Origin of the sequence: Actomonas spartinae (assembly GCF_051209155.1) — a bacterium.
Lineage (GTDB): Bacteria > Verrucomicrobiota > Verrucomicrobiia > Opitutales > Opitutaceae > Actomonas.
The window spans coordinates 1,172,150-1,196,584 of sequence record NZ_JBPJGB010000001.1 but is presented as its reverse complement, the minus strand read 5'-3'; the positions used below and the strand labels follow the sequence as shown (position 1 = coordinate 1,196,584).

The window sequence follows — 24,435 nt, the reverse complement described above, 5'->3', positions numbered from 1 at the left end:
GGCCTTGCTCCATGATAAACAGGATCGACCCGACGCGCGTCCGCCCGCTCGATGGAGTCCGCCGTGACCAGCTTTGCCGAGATCTACAGCCATCCCGACATCGTGCGCCAGTTCGACTTCTCTCGATTGGAATTCACCGAGGGCGAATTCCTGCGCGCCGTGATGCGCCATCCCGGAGACCCCTACTTTCTTGACCTCGGTATCGGCGCCGGTCGCACGACGCGTTTTTTTGCGCCGCTGTGCGGTCGCTACGTCGGCGTCGATCTCGCCCCGGGGATGGTGGCTCACTGCGAAGGTCTTTTTGCGACCCAGATTGCCCAACACGGTTGGCAAATCGAACAAGCCGACGCCGCCGACCTGAGCCCTTGGGTCGAGGCGTCCTTCGACTTCGTATTTTTCAGTTTCAACGGCTTGGACTGCCTGTCTGTCGCGGACCGGAAACGGTGCCTGCGAGAAATCCACCGCGTGTTGCGCCCCGGAGGCCAGATGCTGATTTCATCCCACAATCTGCAAACTATCCCGGTGACCTATCACGCGGACAACCCGGAGATCACGCCGGAGCGCTGGTCAGACATCCAGCGGAACAACCCGCCCTTGGCCGAGCTTGCCGACCAACCTGAAACCCTTTTCTGGGACGGCGTCTATGGCGCCGACGAAACCGTGCGCCACGTGTATGTGCGCCCGGTCCATCAATTGGCCGAATTGGCCCGACTGGGCTTCATCGATGCCGTGGTCATGCAGGGCGAAAACGGTGCCGAGGTGGCGCCCGCCGAACTCGACCACCTGACGACATTTTCGCTCTATTATCGCGCGACCAAACCGCCTAATCCCGTGGCCACGGAAACCGCGTCCGGCCCGAGGTGAGCGGGTGCTCGGCTTTGCGGCCGTCCATGTAGACGGCGACCCACTCGGCGAGACGTTGGCCGAGACGGCGGCAGGCTTCGACCTCGCGGTCCGTGCGCGGCTCGCCGGCCACCGTGGCCCCGTAATGCAGGGTGAAACCCTGCGCCACGTAATCGGTCACCCCGAAGACGAGGAAACCGTAATTCATGAGGATGGTGTTGAGCGTTTGGCAGGTGAGTTCCGCCCCACCGCTCCAACCACCCTGAGTGGCAAACGCACAGCCGATGCGCCCATCGATCTCGGCCCACGCGGGCTGCACCTCCACGTCCCAGAAACGTTTCATCTCCCACGGCACCGTGCCCATGTTGGTGGGCGCGCCGAGCGCGATGCCGTCGCACCATTTCACGTCGGCCAAGGTGGCTTCGGTGATGTTGCGCAGGCGCACCTCGATCCCATCGATCCGGCGCGCCCCTTCGACAACCTGCTCGGCCATCTTGGCGGTGTTGCCGCTGGCCGAAGAATAGAGAACCAAGACGTTACCCATACCGCTAAGCTGGCCCGCCGCGATCGAGCGGCAAAGGGCAAAAACTTATTCGACTTCGCTGCAACCACGAGACGTTCACCGGTGTCCTTCGCACCATGAGTTCCCCCACGCGCCGCGCCGCTTTCCTTGCGTTTCTCCACCGCCAATGGCGGGAATGGCGCGGGTTCCTGCTGTTTTTCTGCCTGGTCCTGCTGCCGGTGCGGTCGGCGGTGATCGACTATAGCCCCGTGCCAACCGGCTCGATGAACCCTACCATTCTGGAAGGTGACGTGGTGTGGGTGGATAAACTCGCCTACAGCCTGCGGGTGCCGCTCACGCGGATTCATCTCGCCGACTGGGCGGAACCCCAACGAGGCGACATCGTGGTGGTCTTGTCGCCGGCGGCCGATCGCACCCGCCTGGTGAAACGCGTGATCGGGGTGCCGGGCGATCAAATCGAGATGACGGGCCACCAACTCATCCTGAACGGCACGCCGCTGAACTATGAAGCGCCCGAGGCCGACTACGCCGCGCAAATCGGCAGCCAGCTTCGGCCCTACGCCTTCTTCGCCGAAGAGCAGCTCAGCCCGGAACTCAATCACGCGGTAATGGGATTGCGCACCACGCGACCGCCCCCGAACTGGGGCCCGGTGACGGTTCCGGCCGGGCGGCTTTTTTTGATGGGTGACTCCCGCGACAACAGCCACGACTCCCGGGCATTCGGATTCGCCGACCGACAGGACGTGCTCGGCCAAGCCAAAGGCGTGCTGGTCTCGCTCGACTTGAACGACACCTACCTGCCGCGCTGGGAGCGGTTTTTCACCGCCCTGCGCTGACACTGCTTCGGCCGTCCTAGATCAAATCAACCAGCACGCGGCGGCCGGAGCGCATGGCGTCGTAAATCGCTTCGACGATGACCATGTCGCGCAGACCCATGGCACCGCTCACTTTGGACTCGCGGTCCTCCTTCACGCACAGCGCAAAGTCATCCATCTGCGCGGCCTGTTGGTTGAAAGGTGGATACTGGATTTCGCCCTCGGGTGTGAAGAGGCGGATGCCACCGTAGCCGAAGGCCGGGCCAATCCGACACCACCCCTTCGCGGCGCTCGCCTCGAAGCGGTTGCCGCGGTCGTTGTAGCTCGTGCGCCCCTGCAGGACGGCGCCATCGGCCCACTCCATGGTCCATTCGAGGGTCTCCTCCACATCGGCGAAAAACTTCGGGCGTTGTTTGGGCAATGCCTGGGCCGTGACCGCGATCGGCGGCACTTCGGCTTTCGCCATCAGGGCTTCCTGAATCACATACACGCCCAAATCCATCAGCGGCCCCCCGCCGGCGAGGGCATGCTGCGCCCGCCATTGCGGTCGATCCATGACGAAACTGAAATTTCCGTTCATCTCCTGAAACGGACCATAGTGCCGGGTCGCAGCCAGTTTGCGCAGCACTTCGTGATAGGGATCAAAATGCAGGCGATAGCCGATGGAGAGTTTCACGCCCTGCTTCTGGCAGGCCTCCATCACCGCCACCGCTTCGCTCACGGAAACGGTGAAGGGCTTTTCACAAATCACATGCTTCCCGGCCATCGCCGCTTTGATGGAATGCTCGGCGTGCAGGGCGTTGGGCGTCACCACATACACGATGTCGATGGCATCGTTTTCGGCCATGCGATCCATGCTGTCGTAACCATAAACCGATGACTCAGGGAATCCATATTCCTGCGCCCACCGTTTCCCCTTCGCCTGATCTCCCGTCACGACTCCCGCAAGCTGGCAGTGCGCCGTCTCCTTCAGCGCCGGACCCAGTTGGTAGGTGGAGTAGGAGCCGAGCCCGACGAGGGCCACCCCCAGCTTGCGCCCTTCGCCCGCCGCGCGCAGCGAGCGAGGTAGCACCAACGCTGCCGCTGCCGCCAGCGAACCGGACTTCAGGAATGAGCGACGGGAGAAGGGGATGAACTCGGATGGGGGCATGCCCGCATTCCAACGGGCCCTTGCCGCGTCTGGCGAATCAATAGGCCCCGCAGCGCGGCGACCGTTCAACGGAGTTTGGCGACCTACGGGTGCTTCAGTCCCAGCTTGTCCAACTTCTTGTAGGCGATGCTGCGCACGTAGGGGTGGTTGGGATTCCGTCGCACGAAATCCTGGTGGTAGTCCTCCGCCGGATAGAACGTATCCAACATCACGATCTCGGTCGCGATCGGCTTATCAAAGTGTTGCCGCGCTGCATTGCGGGAGTCGCGGGCTGCCTCGAGCTGGGTTGCGTCGTGGGCCAGGATGATGCTGCGATACTGCCGCCCGAAGTCCGGCCAAACGCCGCGCGGATCCGTGACATCGTGGGTTTTCCAAAAGTAATCGATGAGCTCGCGGTAACTGGTCTTTTCCGGGTCGAAGGTGATCTGCACCACCTCGGCATGGCCGGTCGCACCGGAACTCACCTGCTTGTAGGTCGGATTCTTCTCCTCCCCCCCCGCGTAACCGGAAACAACATCCAACACCCCCGGGAGCTGTTCATAAACCGCTTCGACACACCAAAAGCAGCCGGCGCCGAGCGTCGCCTTTTGCGGTTCGCCACCAATGACCAGGCGCGAAAACGAGAAACAGGCGAACAAGAGGAAAGCGAAACGTTTCATAGGCGGGAGAACCACGAGTCTAGTCGCTTATTCCCCGCGGCGCGAATCAGACGACGAATTTGCCCGCGCTTCGCAGGACGACCGCACCAGAGTCGCGCGGGGGAAACCACTTGCCGCCGCGAGGGGGTGGCGCAAGGTCACTGGCTTCGCTCCATGGCCCCCTCCCCGTCGCGCCAGTCCAACCGCAAGGCCTTCATCTTCGTCGCCCTGCTCGCACTCGGTAGTGCCATCGCGCCCTGGGTGCACAATCACGACTACCTGCGCGACTTCATGGACTACGGCTTGGTCATGTCCGCGGCGGGGCGAATCAACGCCGGTGAAGCGCCCTACGTCGACTTCGTGACCCCAATTCAAGCCGGTTTCCTCCACCTCAATCGGCTCATCGAAAAGGCGGGCGGCGGCACCTACCTTGGCATGACCCAGGGAGCACTCTGGGCCGTCATGCTGGGCGGGGCGGGCATCTTTTTGCTGCTCCGCCCTTCGCTGGGGGGAGGTATTGCGCTGGGCGCGGCGTGGAGCCTGGTGGTCTGCGCACCAGCACAGCACACGATCCTGTGGCACAATACCTGGGGCGTGCTGACCGCCTCGTTGGCCTGCATCGCGGCTGCGCGGCTCTTTGGGGACAAAGACGCAAAGTCGGCCGGGGGCGGGCTCTGGATTGTGCTGGCGAGCGCACTTTGTCTCGGCGGGATCAACAAGCTCAACTTCCACCTGATCGCGCTCGCCGGCGTCAGCGGCATCGTTCTGCGCGGTATCTTCCTCGGGATTCTTTCGTGGCGGAAAGCCACTGCGGCAGGGCTCATCGTTCTCGGCTGCGGACTTGCCGCCCCCTTGGCCATCGAGCTCGGTGCCACCGGAGCAAGCTGGTCGACCTGGCGCTACAACGTCATCGATCTCGCCGCTGCCGATCGCGCCGCTTATCTGAAGTTTCTGCTGCAACCCGGGTTCTACCTGACGACGGTGCACGACTATTACGGCCGACTCCGCTTCCCTTGGATCGGCGCTGCGAGCGTGGCGTGCTTCGCTTTCGTTGTCGTGGCGGGCTGGAACAAACGACCATGGCTCGACCGTTTCGCCTTGTTGGTCGCGGCCATCGGCGGCGCCGCCGGAACGCTGGCGGCACTCGCCACCAATCAGGACATCGCTTACGTCGCCTACGGTTTGGCCGTGGGGCTGGCGGGTGCGTTGCTGGTCACCTTTCGCATTCGCCCACGCCATCGCTTCGCCGTGACCGTCGCGGCGCTGTTGGCCTTGTTGCCCGCAATCGCGGCATGGGAGTCGGCGTGGCAGGGAAAGCGCTCACAATTCGGGCATGCTTTGAGTCCGCGCTCCGCCTACGAGGTGCTCGCCGATCGGGATCCGCAATTCGCCTATATCGCGGGCCTCCACATCCCCCCCAGTATGGCCAACTCGCTGGAGCTGATGGGCCAGAGTCTACCGGCGCCGGAGGCGAGCGGCGCGTATCCCGTGTTTTACGCGCAGTCGTTGGAATGGCTTCAACGTATCTGGCCCGCCGTGACCGTTCGCGGCGTGCCCTTGTGGATGCACAACGGCACCAGCTATCAGGAGAGCGAACGCCAATTGGTGCACCGATTGATCAGCACACCGTCACGCTTCGCCGCGATCTATGATTCGGTGGCGTGGAATTTTTGGCCCTCCCCGCTCGACGTGCCGATCAACATGTTTTGCCGGACCCACGAAATCGGCAGCGACATTCGACAGCGGGTGCCGATTCCGACCCTGAATCGGGAGGCCGACGATATGTTCACCATCAATACGCTGGGAATAAATTATCTGCCGGAGCTCCTCCATCTGGAAAAGGGATACTTCTATACGACCGAGACCGGCGCGCTCTTCATGGGCACACCGGAAGATCGCGCGGTCGTTCGCTTCGATGGCATCGCAAACCAGCTGGTTGTGCGTGCCGTCATCAAGCGCCTCGCGGCCGGATCCGATGAGGAAATCGCGGCGCGCTTCCTCTTCGAATACGACATCGATGGCGTCTGGCACAAACTCCAGGAGCAGACCCTCACCTTGCCGGCTGGTGAATCCGAACTCGTCCAGGAAATCGCTTTCGACGGTCGTCGGCATTTCATTCGGTTTACCGCCGAGGCGTTGGATCGTCCGGCCAACGACGCCATCGTTGGTTGGTTCCCGCCCACGATGTTGCACTCGCTTGACGAGAACACTCCACCCCCACCCCTGTTCCGAAACCCCAATCCCGTCATCCCGGTGCCGGACGGCTTCACGGCCGCCGCGATCCAGACGGACTGGATACCCGATGAAATCTTCCTGCGGGGTGGATATTTGGAGAACGGCGCATGGTGGCTTCGCGACGGCAGCCAGATCTGGCTGAAGAGCGCCGAAGGGCTGGGCGCCTTTGATGGAGAAATCACCGTCACCGATCCCGGTGAGGGCCGACTACCAACCGTTCGAATCGTCTGGTATAAAGGCGGGCGCCTGCAAGTGATGGAGCAGTTCACCCTTCCGCACGACTCCCGCACCCGCGGTTTCCATGCCTGGTCCTCCGGACCCGACGGTTGGTTCGGCGTTTTGATCGACGCCGGCAGCACAACGCTGCCCGCCCAAATCAAAATCACCAAAACCGCCAAACCCTGAGCCCCACGAGCCGGCCGAAGCGTGCGCGCAAATCCGCATTGACAACCCCCGCGCAACCTTGGTTTCTTCACGCCTTTTTCCGCTATGACCACTTCCGAAGAAACCCAGCGCAGCCTCACTCCGGAGGAGATTCCCTTCTCCACCCCGCAGGCGCTCAAGCAGTATACCACCGACACGGGCAAAATCCTCCCGCGCAAGTATACCCGACTTTCCGCGAAGCAGCAGCGCCGCATCACCAAGACGATCAAGCGCGCCCGCAACCTGCTTTTCGCTCAATAAGAACAGCTTAGCAAAGTTCACTGAGCCGGTGCTTTTTGACAGCTCCGGCTTTTTTGTGCCCCCACGTGAACACCCAGATTTATTCACCCACGCCCGAAAACCTCGCGTTTCTCGCCGAGAAACTGCGAGCTGGTGAATTGGTCGCCGTGCCGGCCGAGACGGTATATGGCCTCGCCGGAAACGGCCTCTCCACCGCGGCCTGCGAACGCATCTTCGCAGCCAAGGACCGGCCGGCCCACGATCCACTTATTTTGCATCTCTCTTCGGCGGACGACGCGCCGAAACACTGCGAATGGACCGCCAGCGCCCAAAAACTCGCGGACACGTTCTGGCCTGGTCCCCTTACCCTGGTGCTGCCGAAGCGCAGTCACGTGCCTGACATCGCGACCTCGGGCCTGCCCAGCGTCGCTCTGAGAGTGCCGCAGCACCCTGTTTTTCAGGCCCTGCTGCGATTGCTGGATTTCCCTTTGGCCGCACCCAGTGCCAACCCCTTCGGGTATATCAGTCCGACCTGCGCCCAGCATGTGCTGGATAACCTCTCCGGCCGGATTCGATACATATTGGACGGGGGAGAATGTGCGGTGGGGGTTGAATCGACCGTCCTGGATCTGCGGGACCCAAGCCAACCGAGGGTATTGCGCCCCGGCGTTGTCACGGCGGCAGCCATTGGCGAATGCCTCGACATCCAACTCACTTCCGACCACGCGACGACGATCGCAAGTTCGGTCGCCCCAGGGCAACTGGACAAACACTACAGCCCGCGCACGCCGCTCGAACTGGTTGATCAACTGCCCGGTGAACACGCCCCCGATGTCGCCCTTGTTTCATTCCGTAGGTTGACCGCGTCGGCACGGGCACCCTGCTACCACTTGAGCGACGATGGATCGGGAGAAACCGCGGCGCACAATCTCTTCAAACTGCTGAGAGCGCTGGATCAAAAAACGTATCGGCGCATCTACATCGAACGCCCCCCGCAAGGAGTGCGGTTTCGGGAGGCCTTGCTCGATCGGTTGAACCGCGCCGCTCAAAAATAAAGGCGGAACGCATCGTTCCGCCTTTCGATGTGCAACCAGGATCAGTCCCGCTCCGGGGTGTCGTCCTTCTGCGTCGCAACGACGTAGTAGTCCTTGTAGGACTTGTCGTAGTATTGCGCGTAGTAGTAACCCGAGACCGCGAGGTTCAGGCCGTTGAGCACTGCGCCAAACACCGGGACATTGCTTTCCAGCAACTTCTTGGCGGCATATTGGGCCGCTTTTCGACGGACCTTGTTGAAGAAGATGGTGAAGAGGGAACCGTCCACCAAGGGCAGGATGATCATCGCGTCTGAAACAGCGGCCAACGGCGGGGTGTCGACAAAAACGCGGTCGTAGCGTTTGCGCAAATCCGCGACCATGGCCTCGAAGTTGCGGGAGTTGAGCACGTGCGTGGGGTTCTTGGCTCGCCCGCCGGTGGGGATCACATCCATCCCGGGGAACACGTCCTTGATGACCACATCATCAATGGAGGCCTCGCCCCCCACGATATCGATCACGCCCTTCACATTCTCCAATTGCAGCGTCTTGTGAATGTTCGGCTTCCGGAGGTCGCAATCCACGATCACGACCTTTTCGCCGTGCGCCGCGAAAGTCAGGGCAAGATTGGTCGTGGTGAAAGACTTACCTTCGCCGGGAATCGTGCTCGTGGTGAGGAAACACTTGGCGTTCTTGGACTCTTCTTTGAGCCGCAGCGAAGAGTGCAACGTGAGGAAGGCCTCCGAAACCTGGCGGTCGGAATTGTTCGCAACCACCTGCGCTTTCTCCACCGGATCCAATTTCTTGATTTGCGGAATGACGCCCATCAGCGGGACGCCGATCACCGATTCAATATCGAAGGAGCTCTTCACCCGGTCGTCGATGAAGGCGACGAAGAAGGCAAAACCCAGTCCCAGACCAATACCGCCCACGAATCCCAATCCCAGATTGAGAATCAAGTTCGGAGACACGTAGTTACCCTCGCGCGGAGGCTGTGCGTCATCAATTACGCGAGCGTTCTGATTGTCCATCGTGGTCCCCAACGTCGTCTCCCGCATGCGGGACAAGATGTGATCGTGGAGCTCTTTGTTGATCAGGTATTCCCGCTCCTTCTTGTCATACTCAACGGCAGCGCGGCTGAGGGCCAGTGACTCGGTTTCCTGGTCCACCAACTCGGCCTTGGCCTCGGCCAAACTCCGCTGTGCGGCCTCATATTGTGACTCAATCTGACTGACGACGCCACGGATCGCGGATTCCAGCTCCCGATTGGTCTGCTCAAGCTTCCGCTTGGCCTCAATCATGCGGGGGTGCTTGTCGCGGTAGCGCTCTTGCAGCTCGGCAATCGCGATATTCTCGGCGGCAATCTCCCGCTTCAAGGCGGCGATGTGCTCATCGGTGGCGACGAAAGGAAGTTCAGCGATTGCCCGCAGATCCCCGTCGCGTTCCTGCAGCTGATTAAACCGGACTTCGACTTCCTTGAGTTGGGTCGAAACGGTCGTGACGTAATTTCCCAACGCCTTGAGACGATCGGTCACGATGTCGCGTCGCTCATCCAGAGAGACCATGTTGTTCCGCTCGCGGTAGGCCTGCAGTTCTTGCGCGAGCTCGTCGACCTTCTCGCCTTGGGTCTCCGCGCGGACCTTCAAATCATCAACGGCCTTCAAGGACTCGGCGATACGTTGCCGATTGTTGAAGTTAATGAACTCATCCGTGAAATAGTTGGCGACCTTGGCGGCAATGACCCGATCAGGGTGCCGAAATTGGATCGCAATCACCAAGCTGAGGCGTTGCGGAACGATCTTTCGGTTCTCCGCAAGGATTCCATGGGGAGTGACCGGATCGCCTTCTTTCCCCTTCTGGTAGGGAGCGAGGAACTTCACCAATTCATCGCCAGTGATACGATCAGCGACTTTCTCGATGAGGTTCATGCTTTCCAGCAGCTTGACCTGAGTATTCAGATCCTCAGCACCGCGAATCTGGGTGTCGACCACGTCCTCCACTTGCAGGACCGTAGGGTCGTCCCGCAGCAACTGAATCGTCGCAGTCGACTCGTAGATCTTCGTCGCGCTGACGGTGTAGACCAAGGCCGAGGAAAATACGACGAGGAAGACGACGATGATATACCAGATCCGCTCGCGAAGGATCAGCACGTAATCCTGAAGGCTACGATGAGCGGTGCCGTCACCTTCGCCATAGCCGGAGGAACCGTAGCCTGAATAACCGCCGTAGCCATATCCCGACTCACCGCGACTCGGACCAACCTCTTTCTCAGAAGAACTCATTTAAAACAATCCTTACAGGATTCGCTCCGGGACATAGATAAGATCGTCCGTTTGCAGAACCCAAAGTTCACTAGAATCTCCCTCAATGATATCGTCGGCGTTGATGGTGACCGTCTCTGCCTGACCCTCTTCGCCCTTGCGGGTGAGCTTGATTTTGCGCCGATCAGCCAGGCGGGTGAATCCACCGGCACGAGAGATCGCATCCAAAAGGGTCAATCCCTCTTCTCGCGGGAACTCCACCTCGCCGGGTTCACCCACCGAACCAAGAACGTTCACCGTGCGACGAGCATACTCGAGCACGACGATGTTGATTTGGGGATTCACCAAGTAATCCCGATCATAGAGTTCGGCAACATGACGTTCCGCGTCGCGGATCGTCAGCCCTTTCAAGTTCACTCGCCCGATCAGTGGCAGAGAGACAACCGATTCCCGGGAAATCCGAACCTCACGGTCCATTTCTTCCTCCTGAAAAACTCGAATTTGAAGGAGGTCGAGCGGTTGAAGGATGTAATCGTCGGTCTGCCCAGAATCGGCTTTGGCCTCACTAGTAACCGCGTCGAGGTCTTGCCCCCAAACTGAGCTCGAAAAAAGAACGAGCGAGAGCAACAGAGCGCGTTTCAACGATAGCATTGGGAAAAAAAAGAAGAAGACCCTACGGGCCTTCTTCCCAGAATTTCAAGATACTGAAAATACCTCCCGCAATATCAGTAGCGGAGTTGGGCAGTGAGGGAGAAGATGGTGTTGTCGAAGTCACCACCAACCAGGCCACTGTCGTTGTCGCTATATTGGAACGAGCCGCGGAGCTTGAGGTATTCGTTCACGATGTAGTCACCGCTGACACTGCCGGACAGGTAGGTGTCGGAAGCGCGGGTGAAGTAGTCGATCTTACGAACCGAAACGCGGGAGCTCAGCTCAAAGTCAGGAGCGATCTTGGAGTTGAATCCGACGAACGCGTCGAAGTTCTCCTGCGAAGCGCCGGTGCCGGAGGTGCCGAAGTCATTGCCGACACCAAAGGTGAGGCTCGTCTTCTCAGAGTAGAGGTATTTGAAGTCGGACTTCAGACCAAAGGAGGTGCGGCCACCGCCACCACCCAAGCTACGATCGGTCACACCCACACGGAGGAAACCACTGAGCTTCGGAGAGAATTCACCACGAGCACCCACGCTGTAGAACCAGTCTTTCGAGTCGGAGTTAACAATCGGGGTGTCGATTTCGCGGTAGCGAACGCCAAAGCTCATGTCGACCTTGGGCGAGAGCTCGTAGAAGTAGCGGACCGGAAGCTCAGTGCGAACGCGGTCAAGGAAGCCCACGTTCTTGTAATCGGTGTCCGTGTAATCGAAGCCGAAGAGCAGGGACGATTTCGCCGTCATCTCCATCTCATGCTCCACACCGGCATTCAAAACGTCACGGCGGTTGAGGATCGGAGAACGGGAATCGACCGTGTTCTGATTGAGCTGGCGGAAGGACATTTTACCCTTGGTCGACGACTTCTCATCCTTGTGTTGGATGTTGAAGGTCACATCGGAGAGCTCCGAATCCAGATCATCGTTGTCGCTAAAACGGGTGATGTTCTCAACATACGAGAGGCTGCCATTCACCAGCGCGTTTTTGCCGAACTCATAGGAGAGACCCGGGGAGAAGCGGAAAATCGTGTCGTCGCGCACCGGGTTCGACGCACTGGTGGCGCCTGGCGCCACGTAGTCACTACCGAGAGTAACGTTGTCATTGATGTCGATGCCGACCTTCGCGGTGACAAAGAGCTCAGCGCTGCTGCCGATAGCCAAGAAAGGCGCGGCGTAGGCCGAGACTCCGAGGAGCGCGGACGCAACGGTAGCCGAGAGGATATGCTTATTCATAGTAGTCTGTGAGGTGATTAGGTCGTCGCAGTTAGGATTACTTAGCTCTGAAAAGAAAGGTAAATCTTGGCGGTCTCGCCGAGAGCGAACCACGAAGAAAGGGCGCCGGATGGAAGCAAACCAGAAAACGAATTCATTCGAGAGGCACGGGCGTCAATTGCAAAATAGTTGAATTCTCCAATCCTCGCTGAGGAGCAAGGAGGAGCTTGATGAATGGCCCCGCTCCTGCAAATTCCATGCCATTACCATGATTGACAACACTTCGGGCGCGTCAGCCAAAGTCGGCCCCCCAGTCAAGGTCGTCAAAGGTTGGAAACGGCTGCTGCCGCTTATTCCCTACCGGTCGCGGAATGGATGGCGCGTTCGGGTATTCCCCGGCATGCTCATGGTGTGGCTCTTCAGCGCAGCTGCGGGGACCTACTTCAGCGGAGGCGTCGCCCTCTACGTCAACGATCGTTACCGGAACCACCTCGACGGCATCTCGCTGTTTGACCGCCTCTATCCGCCGAATTGGCCGAAATACCGCATCGCCCGCGGCGAGAGCCTCATTCGAAATGGCCGCGAGGCCCTCGACAAAGGAGACGTGGCAACGGCCATCCACCTGCTGCGAACCGGCCTCGCCCGCAGCCCGGCCAACCTGGAAGGAAGGCAACTTCTCGCCGATATTTTTGCCTACGCCAAGCGTAGCGACCTCGCAGAAACCATTCTCATGGATGGACTAAAACCGGACTCCTTCGATCCAACGAATGACGCCTACCTCCGGCGAACGTTGGCATTCCTCTTCCAGCGGCAACGGGATGAGGTCGTCATCGAACTAAGCGAAGAGATGTTGAGCAGCTTCGAGCTCCCCTCTCGTGTCGCCGCTGATCTCGCTTTCGCTCAGGCCAATGCCTATTTTTTCCGGGGCAATTTTGATCAAGCCGAGAAAACGCTGCGCAATTTCGACCTACAAACCACGCTCGAAGGACGGCTGCTCTCCGCGCGAATTGAGTGGGAACGTGGTTTTCAGGAACTGGGCTTGGTCTTGATCAACCAACTCGCGCACGAATTTCCCGATCACCCAGAGGTTTATCGGTTTCGAACCGAGTGGCTGGCCGACTCCGGTGAGGTGGATCTCGCCCGCCAAGTCAGCCTGCTGCGACGCATTGATCGGCCAAACGACCTGCGTCCACGCTTGGATTTCCTCAACGCCCTCCATCAGTCCCAAGATGTCGCCGCCATCGCGGCGGAAAGCACCGCGCTGCTGCAAAGTTTCCCGGATCAGCCGGAGGCCTATCTCCTCCTGGGTGATTTCGCCGCGAATGCAGGCCTCCCCGAAATCGCCAAACTCGCCTACGACGAGGCCGAAAGACGTGACTTCCCCACCAGCGGTCTGGCGCTCATGCGAGTCGAGGCGTTGATCGTCGCCCGGCGCTACCAAAACGCCGTCAACCTCTCCCACGAACTGCTCGATCAAAACCCGGACTGGGAAACGTCCCTCGCCCCCGTTTTCAATGGGCTCCAATCCATCGCTCACTACGCACTGGGCGACCGCGAGTCCGCCGACCTCTATCTGGACGATTTCCTCAACCAACGAAACCTGCGGGCCGAAAACCTCATCGCCGTTTCCAATCGCCTCGATTCGGTCGGCGCCAGAGATCAAGCGCTCACAGTATTGCAGCGCGCGGTGCAAGTGGACCCGGCCAACCAGCCGGCGCTGTCAGCATTGGTGAAGTTTGAACTCCTCGCGCCGGACTCGCCCGAATTGAGCACTCACCTTGCGCAGCTCCTCGGGATGCGACGTCCCTCACCGGAGTTGCTGCGCCAAGCGTATCAAACCTTGGGACAGGATCGCTTCATTTATCTCTCAAACCGCGAGGAGCTGATCCAATCCGTGAAGCAATCCTTGATCGGCCGAAACCGGACCGCATCGCGCTGACGCCGCCGCCGCGCCCGCAGATCTCGCCTGCCCACGTTCAGGCCTCCGACAGGTAGCTCGCCAGGGCCTCCAGAAGCCGGGCGTTTTGCGCCTCGGTGCCGATCGTAACCCGCACCCACTCGGGCAAGCCGTAGGGTCCCACCGGTCGCACAATCACCCCCACCCTCTGCAGCGCGGAGAAACAAGCCCCTCCATGACCGACCTTGATCAGGAGAAAGTTCGCTTCAGAGGGGACATACTCGACTCCCAACTCGTCGAATCCACGCGCCAACTGCGAAAGGCCTTCACCATTCGCCCGCCGACAAGCACGCACCCATTCATGATCCGCGAGTGCCGCCAACGCTCCCGCTTGGGCAATCGCGTTCACATTAAAGGGCTGCCGCACCCGCTGCAGCATGGCCGCCAGTTCCACCGTGCTGAGTCCATAGCCGATGCGCAGACCCGCTAATCCGTAGATCTTCGAAAACGTGCGCAACACGACCAAATGGCGCACCCCTTCGCCCTGTAGCAGATCCGTCCAATCCGGCTCGTTTTCGAGATACTCGGCGTAGGCTTCGTCCAACACGACGACGACATGCGCCGGGAGACGATCGATCCACGCCCGCACTTCAGCGGCCGGATTCAAGGTGCCGGTGGGGTTGTTCGGGCACGGTAAAAACACGAGTTTCGTTCGCTCCGTGATCGCGCGCTCCATTGCCGCCAAGTCGTGCACGTGGTTCACAAGCGGCACCTCCACCGGCGTGGCTCCAAACAACAGGGTCACCAACTTGTAGACGATGAACGCCGGCGCTCCCATCACCGCCTCGTCGCCCGGCCGCAGAAACACGTGGCCCAGCAATTCAAGCAACTCGTTCGATCCGTTGCCCACGACGACTTGGCTGGGCTCGACGCCGTGCCGCCCCGCCAAGGCCGCTCGCAGTGCCACGCACCCACCATCTGGATACAACTCACAGTCCGCCAACGCCGCGGTCATCGCCTCGATCGCTCGCGGCGAAGCGCCCAACGCGTTCTCGTTTGAGGCCAACTTAATGATACCCGCCGGGTCCAGTCCCAACTCCCGCGCCACGTCCTCGATCGGACGACCCGGCTCATACACCGGTTGAGTCAATACACTGGGGTTCACGAGATCGCGCAGCTTCATCACCGCGAACCAACACGATTCGACAACGCCACAAAAGCCAAATACGACCTCACCCATGCGTCGCGTTTCGCCATTCACCTCCTGCTTTGTGCTCCTCGCCGCCACGCTCGCCGTTGTCGCCCGCGCTGAGCCCACACGCCTCCTGACGGGCGAGATTGACGGCGCCTTCTACACCGTTGCCGCTCCTCCCCACGATTCGGCCTGGAACGGCCACCTGCTCCTCATCGCTCATGGCTACCGGCCGGAAACGGCCCCGCTGGTGGCCGATCTCAACCCGGAACAAAGTGCTTACGCCACCCTGCTCGCCGAAGGTTGGATCATCGCCAAAACCAGCTACCGCCGCAACGGCATCATCGTGAACGACGCCATCCGCGATCTGCGCAACCTGCGCGACCACGTGGCGAAAACCTTTGGCAACCCGCGTCGCACCTTGCTCACCGGCGATTCGATGGGCGGCACCATCGCCACCTTGCTGGCCGAAACGGAAGACGCCCCCTACGATGGACTCATCGCCATCGGCGCCGCGCTCGATCTCAAGGAGCCCAACGGCTCGACCGGCGTCGCCCTGCGTCCCCGCCATCCCCTGCTCTTCATCGCCAACCGGTCCGAGATCGCGGGTCCCCGCAGCTACCTGGAGACCGTTCTGAGCCAACCCTCCTCCTTTGGTTCGCTCCCCCCGGCGCTTTTCCGCATCGACCGAGATGGCCATGTGAATGTGAACCAAGCGGAGCGGCTCTACGCCGTGCGCGCGATGTCAGCCTGGCTGGACCGCGGTCGCGACGTCCTGCCGGCCAACAGTCCGCGTCAGCCGCACGACGCCACCCAAACCCCGCCGGCCCAACCTTCGCAAGTTGCCTTCGACGGCGACCAACGCGGTTTCACGGCGACCGTCACCGAAGTCTCCGCCATCTACGGCAATGTCTGGCTCGACGCCCAACCTGCCGACTTCGAAACCATCGGTTTGACGACCGGCCTCTGGGCCCAACTCGAGGCCGGCGGCGACACCTACCGTTTCCGCCACGGCCGCGATTTCTCCGACGTCGAACGCGGCGAGTGGGTCGCCTTCCCCAACGCCGACGGTTTCTACTGGTTGTCGCGCAATTGGGGGAACGCCGCCGCCACCGCCAACCTCCAGGTTGGCGACACCGTGCACATCCGACGTTTCGAGCCGACCAACAACTGAACCGGCCCGCCGCGCCTAAGTGCGACTGGGCACCCGCACCACATCCATGCCCGCGGCCACGGCCGCCCGCACCCCCGGTTCCGCATCCTCGAAGACGACGCACTGCGCCGGCGCCACCCCCATCCGCCGGGCAGCCTCCAGGAACATGTCGGGCTCCGGCTTGCCCCGCCCCGGGGCGACGTCCTCCGGCGTCACCACGATCTCGAACAGCGCGTCCAAGCCGGTCGCTTCCAACGCCGGGTGCGCGATCAACGGCGCGCCACCCGTGGCGATCGCGACGGGCGCCCGCTTCGCCACGTCGCGGGCGAAAGCCACCACCGGCTCGATCATCTTCACTTCGCGCAGGCACTCGAGATAGAGGTGCTCCTTTTCGTGCGCGACTGCTTCGGCATCGATGGTCAGCCCGTAGTGCTTGGCCATCAAGTCCGCCACTCCGACCGTGGGCACGCCACCGAGGCTGTAGAAGAGGTCCTCATCCAACGGCCCCGGCACGCCGGCCTTCCGCATGGCAAGATCCCAGGCCCGGTAGTGCACCGGCATGGAATCGATGAGCGTGCCATCGAGATCGAAGATGTAGCCGGCGTAGGCGTGGGTCGGGAACTGGATCTGCATAAACCCCCAGCCAAGGGCAGCAGACCCAAGTCATGCAACCCTGGGCGCACCGCGCGCCGCGACCGTCACCAGAAGATCACGTAAAAGATCACCGTCAGCACACAGACACCGATACCGACCAGCTTCGCACCGGAGGACGTCTCCAGCTCGATCGCGTCGTTGGTCGGCATCACCACCGGCTCGGGCAGAGGCTTGAACTTCGTGACCAACGCGCCCACCGCCAACACGAGGAAGAAGCACAGTGCCATGCGATCGAGGAAGGCCATCTCGCCGGAATACCACCAGCCATTCGAAACGAGCCACGGCCCCAACACCCACTTAAAGGCGGCATACGATACGGCGTTGATCACGATACCCAGCCACCCGAAGAACCGCGGCGTGCGCGGCGAGAAAAAGCCAAAGATGAACACCGCCAGAATGCCCGGCGAGATGAAGCCTTGGAACTCCTGGATGTAGGCGAAAATGGAGGTGAGTTTGTTCAACTGCGGCGCCAGCAACGCGGCGAGCACCACGAAGATGGTCACGAAGATCTTACCCATGCCGACCAACTTCATCTCGTCCTTCTCGCCGGTGAACTTCGCATAAAGATCCATCGTCGCGATGGTCGAAGCCGAGTTGAGCATGGACGCAAGCGAGCTGATCACCGCACCCGCCAGCGCCGCCAATACGAACCACGAAATGAGCGGCATGGGTTTCACCAACTCACGCACCAGCACCGGAAACGCGCTGTCGTAATCGTAGCCTCCACCCGGCAGCGCCATCTGCTCACTAAAGAGGTTGAAAGCCAGGATACCCGGAATCACGACCAGGAAGGGAATCAACAGCTTCAGGAAGGCCGCGAACACGATACCCTTCTGCCCTTCCGCCAGTGACTTCGCACCCAGCGTGCGCTGCACGATGTATTGGTTGAGCCCCCAATAGAAAAAGTTGGGAATCCACAGGCCGACCAATAACGCGGTCCACGGGATATCCGAGTCCTCCACCGGTCGCACCATGTGCACCTTGCCGCCCGCCGTGTTTGGGCCGTTGCGCACCTCGGCCTCACCGTCCTTGCCATCATTGAGCAACATGAACCGCTCCCACGGCCCCGCCGCCTCGAGGTCGGCGACGGTCGCCGATGAATTTTGCACCTTGGTCAAGATCAACTCCTCCGCCGGCTTCTCGGCCAAAGTCGTGAAGGCGAGCACGGCGACGATGAATCCGCCCACGATCAGCGCCGAGCCCCACACGAGATCGGTCCACGCGCAGGCCCGCAGACCGCCGATGTAAACATACACCGCCGCAAAAATCGCGATGAGCCAGCAGCAGGCCGTGAGGCTGTTGAGCACCGGCACGTCGTGGTAATACTCCGACACAAACTTCGCGCCGGAGAAAATCACCGAAGCCGTGGTCACAAACACCAGCGTCACGATGGCCGGGATCGCCATGGCCATGCGCGACACCGTGCCGTAGCGATACTCCAAAAACTCCGGAATCGTGTAGAGGCCGACCTTGAGGAACTTCGGCAGGAACCAGAACGCCACCACCACCAGCGTGATCGCGGCCATCCACTCATAAGAGGCGATCGCCATGCCGAGCCAATTGGCCGACGAGCCCGACATGCCCACAAACTGCTCCGTCGAAATGTTGGCCGCGATGAGCGAAAAGCCCACCAGCCACCAGGTCAGACCGCGACCGGCCAGGAAGTAGCCGCTGGCACCGGCCTCGGAGCCGGCACCCTTGCTCTTCCAGATACCAAGCCAAATGACGCCGACGACGGCGGTGACGAACAGAACGACTTCGAGTAGGTGCATGAGAATAAACGTGAGAGGTGGAAACCGGGAACTGCGGCGCGACCCAAGGCTGCCAGGTCAAACCAACCGTCCCCCCAAAGTGCCGAGGGGATCAGGCGGTCGTGAATTGAAAGCTGGTGACCGAACGATAGGTCTCGCCGGGCCTTAGGATCGTATCCGGAAACTCCGGACGGTTCGGGGAATCCGGGAAGTGTTGCGTTTCCAAACAGAAACCGGATCGCGGCTGATAAACCGCCCCGTCCTTGCCGGCGTCCCCCGGCTTGATGAAAGCACCGCTGTAAAACTGAACCCCCGGTTCGGTGGTCCAGACTTCCAATACCCGCCCGCTCATCGGCTCCATCACCTTCGCCGCCAAGTGCCGCGTGCCGTCCGCCTGATCGAAGGCCCAGCAATGGTCGTAGCCCTGCCCGATCGCGATCTGCGGGTGCGCGTCATCGATCCGCGAACCGATCGGCCGTGGCGCCCGGAAGTCAAACGGCGTGTCCGCCACCGGCGCGAGTTCGCCCGTCGGGATCTGGCCTTCATCCACCGGCAGAAAGCGCGATGCATGCTGCATCTGCAGGATGTGGCCCGTGATCGCGCCGGAGCCCGCCAGGTTGAAGTAGGTGTGCTGGGTGAGGTTGACGGGCGTCGCGGCGTCCGTCGTGGCGCTGTAGGTCACTTCCAGCGTGTTGTCCGCCTTCAGCAAGTAGGCCACCGTCGCGTCCAAATTTCCGGGATACCCGGCATCACCGCTCGCGCTGTGCAGGGTCAGGGAGAGGCGAGCCTGCTCGCCTTCGGCCACCACCTTCGCCTGCCATACCCGCCGATCAAATCCCTTGGGGCCGCCGTGCAAGTGACACGGGATCCCTCCCGGCGAATTGTTGGTGGGCAGCGAGAACGTTTCGCCATCGAGCGAAAAGCGCCCCGCCGCGATGCGGTTCCCAAATCGTCCCACCACCGCGCCGAAATAACTTCCGCCGGCCTCGTAGGCCGCCAGCGTGTCGTAACCCAGCACGACATCGCCCATCGCCCCGTCCCGATCGGGCGCCAGCCAACGCACAATCGTTGCCCCGTAGTTGCTGATGTCGACCCGCATCCCGCGGGCGTTGGTGAGGCTGAAAAGCTCGGTGGACTCACCGTCGCGAGTTTCGCCAAAGGGCTGGCGCGAGACGGTGGCCCAGTTGCCGGCACCGGTCAGGTCGTGGGGGTTCGACGACATTGCGTATTAACGAGGTTTGGGTTGAAGGGGACGCTGGACTCAAGGGTATCCGCCCGCCCAGCACAAGACCCGCTTGCCCCAGCCGCTTAATCAGCCCGCGGCGACGGCAAATGCCGAGCCACCGCCGCCTGCAGCGTCGCCGCCAATGCTTTACGGTCGCCCGTCGCGGTCAGCACCTCCCCCCAGCGCACGCCGGCACGCACCCATTCAAGTCCCGCGAAACCCAACAGGTGCGGCGCCAAAGGCATTGTCCCCCACCATGCAACCTCCGTCCGCGGGTCGGCGCCATCCGGCACTTGGTAGTTTAGGGTGACCGGGCAAACCAACCAGCCGCCCTTCACCGCCGGCTCCAACATCGAGGGCCGAAAGGTCCGCACCCTCGTCCCGTCGGTGCTCGTGCCCTCCAAAAACACCACCAGATTCACGCCCGCCGCCATCACCGGCGCCAACTGCTCCCCGACCCGCACCACATCCGCCCGCACTTCGCGCCGTAGAAACAGCGTGCCCGCTCGCCGCGCAAACCAGCCGAACAGGGGCCACCCCTTCACTTCCGCCTTCGCCACAAACACCGTCGGCGCGAGCGCAGAGAGGACCAGAATATCCAGGTAACTCACGTGATTGGGCGTCAACATCACGCCCTGCGGCGGCGCCGGCTGATTCGGCTCCACCTCCACCTCCATCGCGCGCAACGCTCGCTGACAGGTGCGCTGCAGCCACCGCGCCCGCCCGGCGACACTGTTTCGCTCCGTCCTGGGCATCGCCAAATACCCCACCCCGCTGGCCGCTGCGCCGAGCAACAATTTCCCGACCCGCCAAAAAGCGCGAATACTCCAGCGCCATGGGATCGGGGGGGACTCGGGCAGTGATCCATCTACGGCCATGGACCCGCCATCACGGCAAATCCCGGACTTCAGGCGAGGTATTTTCGCGCAAACCGCGACGACATGTTCGCGATATCCAACACCGTGAGGAAGTCGATGGTGCCAAACTCGCGGTCGATCGCCGGCTCCCCGCACACCCGCGCTCCGGCGCCCAAATAGGCCACCATCAAGCGTGGCACCGCCAAGGGCTCCGCCGGCGCCGGTCGGCAACGACAGCCGTCCACCGGCCGCGTCCGCCACCCCTCATCCGCCAGAAACCGGGCCGCCAGTCCCTGATACGTGACCAACGCCCCCGCCTCATCCTGCGAAGAAAGCGAGCTGCAACCGATCAGGTAGCGCAGACCGCGCTCCCGCGCCCGCTGGAAGATGCCACGCCAAAGCAAGGAGAGCACGGTCTGATTGCGATGTTCCGCCGCGACACAAGCCCGACCCAGTTCGAGCACCTGCGCCCGGCGATCGGCGAAGGGCGCGAAGTCAAATTCCTGCGCGCTGTAGTATCCATAATTTCGCGACGCCGTGACTCCGTCCTGCATGCGGTAGGTTCCCACGACCGCGCCGGTCGCCTGATCCAACACCAGCAGGTGCTCACAGGCCGGATCAAATTTGTCCTCATCCAGTCCGGTCAGGTGGGACGAAACCAAGCCTTCGTTGAGCTCCAAGTTGAAGACCTCAAAGCGCAGTCGCTGCGCCCGTCGCAGGTCCGACTCGCCCTTCGCCCAATACGCCCGATAACGACTGGTTCCGACCGACCCGACAGTAGCGCGCACACTCATGAAAACGAAAGCGCTGCCCAACCCCCATTAGCCGGTGCAGCAGTTCATTCCCCTGCGAACCGGGCGGCAACCGTGCAAGCGCCCTCCGCGCCCGTCGGCGATTTGTCACCATTGTCACGCGGCGCTCACTCCGTCGCAACGAAACCGTCGCCTTCGTCACCCTAAAGCCGCCATGCGGCGGTCAGGACAGATACTTGCGCAGCACCCGCAACGGCAGGGACTCGAGGTCGAGCCAGGTGAGGAAAACAATCGTGCCAAACTCGCGATCGAGCGACGGCTCCCCGCATATGCGCGCCCCGAGCGCCAGATAGGCCGCCATCAACTTCGGCACCTTCAATGGCTCCCCCGCCGGCACGCCGCAACGCCAGGCCGGCAAGGGCAACGTCCGCCAACGCGGCTCGACCAAGCAGCGTTTGGCGAGTTGTTCGTAGGTGCCCATCCCCCCCGCCGCATCCTGCGAGGTGAGTGAACTGCAGCCGACCAGATAGCGCGACCCGTGCAGCTTGGCGTAGCGCGCGATGCCTTTCCACAGCAGGCCGAGCACCGTTTGATTCCGATGGCCTTCGGCGACACAAGCCCGCCCCAGCTCCAGAATTTCACCGCGCGCCGGCTCCATCGGTGAGAGGTCAAACTCCGTCGCGCTGTAATAACCGTGATGCCGCGCGGCACTCTCCCCGGTCTGCATGCGGTAGGTGCCCACCACCGTCGCCGAATCGCGTTCGATGACCAGCAGGTGGTCGCACACCGCATCAAACCTATCCTCATCCCGGCCCGTCGCATAGGATTCGATCAAACCTTCATGCAACTCGAGGTTGAAGACCGCGAAGCGCAATCGCTGCGCCGCCTCGAGATCGGCGGCCGAGGTGGCCAGGCGCAGGACGTATCGATCGGTTTCCGCGCTGAGCGGGTGAGCCAAGGTAGGTGAGGTCATGTTCATGCTTCCCGGTGTTCGCGCAGCAATTGCCGCAGTTCGCCCAAGGTCCATACGCGCGCCCCCGACCGTCGATTGGCGGCGCCGATTTCGAAAGCCAGACGCCATTGCCGACACAGGGTGCGCCACCCAAACCACACCGAATGGCGCGGATCATACATGCTGGTCGCCTCCGACGTGACGCCATTGAGTTCGATCACTTGGAACCGCCCCGCTCGCATCGCCTCGACCGACTCCGCCCGCAAATCATAGCGGCCAAAATAGAACCCCTCGTAGGCCCGACTCACGCGATCGACCGCCGCCGTCAGCTCGGGCGTGATCTGATCTTCGCCATCCAAAAACAATGCGCCGCGGCAGTGCGTGCCGAGTTCGCTCAAGGCGATCTGTTCGCCCTCGGCCGGAATCTCCGCCAATCGCGCGGAAAATTTTTCGAGGAAGAAACGCGCCATCCCGATCGCCCGCCGATCCTGCAGGATGAGTCGCTCCAAGGTGCGGCGGCCATCGCCGGTCACATGCACCATGCGTTTGTCGGTCACCGCGAAGATGCGGCCCTGCGCATCCGCCGGATGACGCACGTAGAAGACCCCCCACTCCATCCCCGGCACGTAAGCCTGCGCGATCAAGGGTCCCGACTCACCACGCAACGCCGCCTCCACCGCGACCGCATCCCGGGCAATGACCACCCCGCTGCCGCGTTCACCACGATCGGGCTTCAACACAATCGGATAACGTAGATCGTTCTCCGCCATGAAGCGTCGCACCGCCGCGTTGCGCGCCGGAAAAGCGCCAGGCTCGATCACGGCCCAGGTCGCCACCGCCTCGCCCGCGCCAGCCAAGCCGCGCAAAATGGCCGCTTTCGAAAAACCCACCACGCCGCCGGCCGCCGGCATACCGGGGTTCACCGCCGTGAACAGCATCGCCCCCCGGTGGCGGACCGCGAGCCAGAGACAGGTCAGCACCACCGGCGGATAGATCGCCCAGATCGGCCAATACTCCCACCGCGTGAACCGCGTCCACGCCGACACGAGCAGACGCCAACGCCGCCAGCCGACCGAGGCGGGTATCACGGCGTCGAGCGAGTTGCGCAATGCGCGCTCGTCGAGCTCACTTGTCGCGTAGTTTGGGCCAGTTTGCATCGGCCTGTTTGATGAATCCGGGAATATCCGACTCCCAGGTCTTTTGCACCTTGGCGGAGTAGTTGAGATAGAGTTTGCCGTCGACGATGCGCCAGGCGTCCGGATCGATCGGCGCGGTCTTGCCCTGGCTCACCGCCCAGGCACAGAAGCCACCGTATTGTGGCGCATACTTTTCCGGATTGGCGGCAAACAGATCGCGATTTTCCGCACTGGCGAATCGCCAGGTGGCATCCCGCCACTCAAACTCGAAATCGCTGTCGCCCTCGACCGGACGACCGGCGGTAAAATAGGCGACCGGATCGTAGCCCTTGATGGCCAGTCCCCGCCAATTGGTATAGATCTCGTCGGCCTTCGCCGCGGCGGCGAGCCCGACCGCCATCAGGGCGCAAAGTATCAGCTTCTTCATTACAATTTACCTCCGATGACCGGCAGCGTTTTACGGTAAAGCCAGAGCACGAACGCGCTACAGACCCACACCACGAGGGCGAGGACGAACAACGAACCACCGTCGTCGTTCACAACCACCCCGAGTTTCGTGAGGTGAAAGAAGATCGCACCGCTCATCACCCCGACCGCCAACGCCGCACCGACCGCGACCAGCCCGGGAATGAACAACAGCACGCTCGCCAGGAGCTCAACCACCCCGGACCCGATGCGCCCCCAGGGCTCCTGGCCCACGGCGGTAAAAATGGCCACGGAGTCCGGATGGCCACTGAACTTAAAATAGAGGGTCTGCAGCAGGATCACCGCCGCGACCACCCGCGCCACCCAGCTCACGATGGTGAGACCTTTGCTTAATTCCAGGGTTGTTTTCATATGGGGCGTGCGAG

At 61.7% G+C, this 24,435-nt stretch carries 23 protein-coding genes; 7 read left to right on the top strand and 16 right to left on the bottom strand.

Features of this window, described 5'->3' with window-relative positions; all coding sequences use genetic code 11:
* Window positions 1-63 precede the first annotated feature (63 nt).
* Window positions 64-864: a class I SAM-dependent methyltransferase gene (locus AC0MRV_RS04930; RefSeq protein WP_472763320.1), complete on the top strand. Its 801-nt coding sequence runs from the start codon at window positions 64-66 to the stop codon at window positions 862-864.
* On the opposite strand, the gene AC0MRV_RS04925 is transcribed toward AC0MRV_RS04930, so the two are convergent.
* Window positions 824-1,375 carry a flavodoxin family protein gene (locus tag AC0MRV_RS04925; RefSeq protein ID WP_472763319.1) on the bottom strand — a complete coding sequence of 184 codons (552 nt, stop codon included), beginning with the start codon at window positions 1,373-1,375 and terminating at the stop codon, window positions 824-826. The genes AC0MRV_RS04930 and AC0MRV_RS04925 overlap by 41 nt on opposite strands.
* 107 nt (window positions 1,376-1,482) lie before the next feature.
* Here AC0MRV_RS04925 and lepB point away from each other — a divergent pair, with 107 nt between their 5' ends.
* Complete coding sequence (lepB, locus tag AC0MRV_RS04920) at window positions 1,483-2,202, top strand: signal peptidase I (protein WP_472763318.1); 720 nt, start codon at window positions 1,483-1,485, stop codon at window positions 2,200-2,202.
* A gap of 16 nt (window positions 2,203-2,218) precedes the next feature.
* On the opposite strand, the gene AC0MRV_RS04915 is transcribed toward lepB, so the two are convergent.
* Window positions 2,219-3,331 carry a Gfo/Idh/MocA family protein gene (locus tag AC0MRV_RS04915; protein WP_472763317.1) on the bottom strand — a complete coding sequence of 371 codons (1,113 nt, stop codon included), beginning with the start codon at window positions 3,329-3,331 and terminating at the stop codon, window positions 2,219-2,221.
* Window positions 3,332-3,414: 83 nt separating this feature from the next.
* Window positions 3,415-3,990, bottom strand: coding sequence for a peptide-methionine (S)-S-oxide reductase MsrA (gene msrA, locus AC0MRV_RS04910; protein ID WP_472763316.1), 576 nt, complete (start codon window positions 3,988-3,990; stop codon window positions 3,415-3,417).
* Between the two features lie 153 nt (window positions 3,991-4,143).
* On the opposite strand from msrA, the gene AC0MRV_RS04905 reads away from it, so the two are divergent.
* The 3 genes from AC0MRV_RS04905 (at window position 4,144) to AC0MRV_RS04895 (ending at window position 7,922) form a co-directional block, all read left to right on the top strand.
* Window positions 4,144-6,609, top strand: a complete 2,466-nt coding sequence (locus AC0MRV_RS04905; RefSeq protein ID WP_472763315.1) for a hypothetical protein — start codon at window positions 4,144-4,146, stop codon at window positions 6,607-6,609.
* Between the two features lie 84 nt (window positions 6,610-6,693).
* Window positions 6,694-6,888 (top strand): 30S ribosomal protein S18, encoded by a 195-nt coding sequence (rpsR, locus tag AC0MRV_RS04900; protein ID WP_472763314.1) that lies wholly within the window; start codon window positions 6,694-6,696, stop codon window positions 6,886-6,888.
* Window positions 6,889-6,953: 65 nt separating this feature from the next.
* Complete coding sequence (locus AC0MRV_RS04895; RefSeq protein WP_472763313.1) at window positions 6,954-7,922, top strand: L-threonylcarbamoyladenylate synthase; 969 nt, start codon at window positions 6,954-6,956, stop codon at window positions 7,920-7,922.
* Between the two features lie 41 nt (window positions 7,923-7,963).
* On the opposite strand, the gene AC0MRV_RS04890 is transcribed toward AC0MRV_RS04895, so the two are convergent.
* The 3 genes from AC0MRV_RS04890 to AC0MRV_RS04880 all read right to left on the bottom strand — a co-directional run bounded on the left by AC0MRV_RS04890 (window position 7,964) and on the right by AC0MRV_RS04880 (window position 12,036).
* Entirely contained in the window at window positions 7,964-10,180 is a 2,217-nt protein-coding gene (locus AC0MRV_RS04890; RefSeq protein WP_472763312.1) for a GumC family protein, read from the bottom strand.
* 12 nt (window positions 10,181-10,192) lie between these two features.
* Window positions 10,193-10,801, bottom strand: a complete 609-nt coding sequence (locus AC0MRV_RS04885; protein WP_472763311.1) for a polysaccharide biosynthesis/export family protein — start codon at window positions 10,799-10,801, stop codon at window positions 10,193-10,195.
* A gap of 83 nt (window positions 10,802-10,884) precedes the next feature.
* Window positions 10,885-12,036 carry a hypothetical protein gene (locus AC0MRV_RS04880; RefSeq protein WP_472763310.1) on the bottom strand — a complete coding sequence of 384 codons (1,152 nt, stop codon included), beginning with the start codon at window positions 12,034-12,036 and terminating at the stop codon, window positions 10,885-10,887.
* 247 nt (window positions 12,037-12,283) lie between these two features.
* On the opposite strand from AC0MRV_RS04880, the gene AC0MRV_RS04875 reads away from it, so the two are divergent.
* Entirely contained in the window at window positions 12,284-13,954 is a 1,671-nt protein-coding gene (locus AC0MRV_RS04875) for a tetratricopeptide repeat protein (RefSeq protein ID WP_472763309.1), read from the top strand.
* Between the two features lie 37 nt (window positions 13,955-13,991).
* On the opposite strand, the gene hisC is transcribed toward AC0MRV_RS04875, so the two are convergent.
* Entirely contained in the window at window positions 13,992-15,095 is a 1,104-nt protein-coding gene (hisC, locus tag AC0MRV_RS04870) for a histidinol-phosphate transaminase (RefSeq protein WP_472763308.1), read from the bottom strand.
* A 55-nt stretch (window positions 15,096-15,150) separates the two neighbouring features.
* On the opposite strand from hisC, the gene AC0MRV_RS04865 reads away from it, so the two are divergent.
* Window positions 15,151-16,278 (top strand): SAM hydroxide adenosyltransferase, encoded by a 1,128-nt coding sequence (locus AC0MRV_RS04865; RefSeq protein WP_472763307.1) that lies wholly within the window; start codon window positions 15,151-15,153, stop codon window positions 16,276-16,278.
* A 15-nt stretch (window positions 16,279-16,293) separates the two neighbouring features.
* On the opposite strand, the gene AC0MRV_RS04860 is transcribed toward AC0MRV_RS04865, so the two are convergent.
* The 9 genes from AC0MRV_RS04860 to AC0MRV_RS04820 all read right to left on the bottom strand — a co-directional run bounded on the left by AC0MRV_RS04860 (window position 16,294) and on the right by AC0MRV_RS04820 (window position 24,421).
* The gene (locus AC0MRV_RS04860; protein WP_472763306.1) at window positions 16,294-16,890 is read right to left on the bottom strand and encodes an HAD family hydrolase; all 597 of its coding nucleotides are present in this window, start codon (window positions 16,888-16,890) and stop codon (window positions 16,294-16,296) included.
* 65 nt (window positions 16,891-16,955) lie between these two features.
* Entirely contained in the window at window positions 16,956-18,683 is a 1,728-nt protein-coding gene (locus tag AC0MRV_RS04855) for a sodium:solute symporter family transporter (protein ID WP_472763305.1), read from the bottom strand.
* A 91-nt stretch (window positions 18,684-18,774) separates the two neighbouring features.
* Window positions 18,775-19,884, bottom strand: coding sequence for an aldose epimerase family protein (locus AC0MRV_RS04850; RefSeq protein ID WP_472763304.1), 1,110 nt, complete (start codon window positions 19,882-19,884; stop codon window positions 18,775-18,777).
* A gap of 86 nt (window positions 19,885-19,970) precedes the next feature.
* Window positions 19,971-20,642, bottom strand: a complete 672-nt coding sequence (locus AC0MRV_RS04845) for a lysophospholipid acyltransferase family protein (protein ID WP_472763303.1) — start codon at window positions 20,640-20,642, stop codon at window positions 19,971-19,973.
* Between the two features lie 152 nt (window positions 20,643-20,794).
* A complete protein-coding gene (locus AC0MRV_RS04840) occupies window positions 20,795-21,538 on the bottom strand; it encodes a GNAT family N-acetyltransferase (RefSeq protein WP_472763302.1) in 744 nt (247 codons plus the stop codon).
* Between the two features lie 181 nt (window positions 21,539-21,719).
* Window positions 21,720-22,469: a GNAT family N-acetyltransferase gene (locus AC0MRV_RS04835; protein ID WP_472763301.1), complete on the bottom strand. Its 750-nt coding sequence runs from the start codon at window positions 22,467-22,469 to the stop codon at window positions 21,720-21,722.
* A gap of 2 nt (window positions 22,470-22,471) precedes the next feature.
* Window positions 22,472-23,605 (bottom strand): hypothetical protein, encoded by a 1,134-nt coding sequence (locus tag AC0MRV_RS04830; RefSeq protein ID WP_472763300.1) that lies wholly within the window; start codon window positions 23,603-23,605, stop codon window positions 22,472-22,474.
* On the bottom strand, window positions 23,574-24,011 hold the full coding sequence (locus AC0MRV_RS04825; protein ID WP_472763299.1) for a YHS domain-containing (seleno)protein: 438 nt from the start codon (window positions 24,009-24,011) through the stop codon (window positions 23,574-23,576). Before AC0MRV_RS04825 ends, AC0MRV_RS04830 begins: the two co-directional genes overlap by 32 nt.
* The gene (locus tag AC0MRV_RS04820; RefSeq protein WP_472763298.1) at window positions 24,011-24,421 is read right to left on the bottom strand and encodes a DoxX family membrane protein; all 411 of its coding nucleotides are present in this window, start codon (window positions 24,419-24,421) and stop codon (window positions 24,011-24,013) included. The genes AC0MRV_RS04825 and AC0MRV_RS04820 overlap by 1 nt, the downstream gene beginning before the upstream one ends.
* Window positions 24,422-24,435: the final 14 nt, after the last annotated feature.

Coding starts and splice junctions, on each gene's coding strand:
- AC0MRV_RS04865 (WP_472763307.1), top strand. CDS start 15,151: ATGCGTCGCGTTTCGCCATTCACCTCCTGCTTTGTGCTCCTCGCCGCC.
- AC0MRV_RS04875 (WP_472763309.1), top strand. CDS start 12,284: ATGATTGACAACACTTCGGGCGCGTCAGCCAAAGTCGGCCCCCCAGTC.
- AC0MRV_RS04835 (WP_472763301.1), bottom strand. CDS start 22,469: ATGACCTCACCTACCTTGGCTCACCCGCTCAGCGCGGAAACCGATCGA.
- rpsR (WP_472763314.1), top strand. CDS start 6,694: ATGACCACTTCCGAAGAAACCCAGCGCAGCCTCACTCCGGAGGAGATT.
- hisC (WP_472763308.1), bottom strand. CDS start 15,095: ATGAAGCTGCGCGATCTCGTGAACCCCAGTGTATTGACTCAACCGGTG.
- AC0MRV_RS04855 (WP_472763305.1), bottom strand. CDS start 18,683: ATGCACCTACTCGAAGTCGTTCTGTTCGTCACCGCCGTCGTCGGCGTC.
- AC0MRV_RS04820 (WP_472763298.1), bottom strand. CDS start 24,421: ATGAAAACAACCCTGGAATTAAGCAAAGGTCTCACCATCGTGAGCTGG.
- AC0MRV_RS04830 (WP_472763300.1), bottom strand. CDS start 23,605: ATGCAAACTGGCCCAAACTACGCGACAAGTGAGCTCGACGAGCGCGCA.
- AC0MRV_RS04860 (WP_472763306.1), bottom strand. CDS start 16,890: ATGCAGATCCAGTTCCCGACCCACGCCTACGCCGGCTACATCTTCGAT.
- AC0MRV_RS04840 (WP_472763302.1), bottom strand. CDS start 21,538: ATGAGTGTGCGCGCTACTGTCGGGTCGGTCGGAACCAGTCGTTATCGG.
- AC0MRV_RS04845 (WP_472763303.1), bottom strand. CDS start 20,642: ATGCCCAGGACGGAGCGAAACAGTGTCGCCGGGCGGGCGCGGTGGCTG.
- AC0MRV_RS04905 (WP_472763315.1), top strand. CDS start 4,144: ATGGCCCCCTCCCCGTCGCGCCAGTCCAACCGCAAGGCCTTCATCTTC.
- msrA (WP_472763316.1), bottom strand. CDS start 3,990: ATGAAACGTTTCGCTTTCCTCTTGTTCGCCTGTTTCTCGTTTTCGCGC.
- AC0MRV_RS04915 (WP_472763317.1), bottom strand. CDS start 3,331: ATGCCCCCATCCGAGTTCATCCCCTTCTCCCGTCGCTCATTCCTGAAG.
- AC0MRV_RS04825 (WP_472763299.1), bottom strand. CDS start 24,011: ATGAAGAAGCTGATACTTTGCGCCCTGATGGCGGTCGGGCTCGCCGCC.
- AC0MRV_RS04850 (WP_472763304.1), bottom strand. CDS start 19,884: ATGTCGTCGAACCCCCACGACCTGACCGGTGCCGGCAACTGGGCCACC.
- AC0MRV_RS04890 (WP_472763312.1), bottom strand. CDS start 10,180: ATGAGTTCTTCTGAGAAAGAGGTTGGTCCGAGTCGCGGTGAGTCGGGA.
- lepB (WP_472763318.1), top strand. CDS start 1,483: ATGAGTTCCCCCACGCGCCGCGCCGCTTTCCTTGCGTTTCTCCACCGC.
- AC0MRV_RS04880 (WP_472763310.1), bottom strand. CDS start 12,036: ATGAATAAGCATATCCTCTCGGCTACCGTTGCGTCCGCGCTCCTCGGA.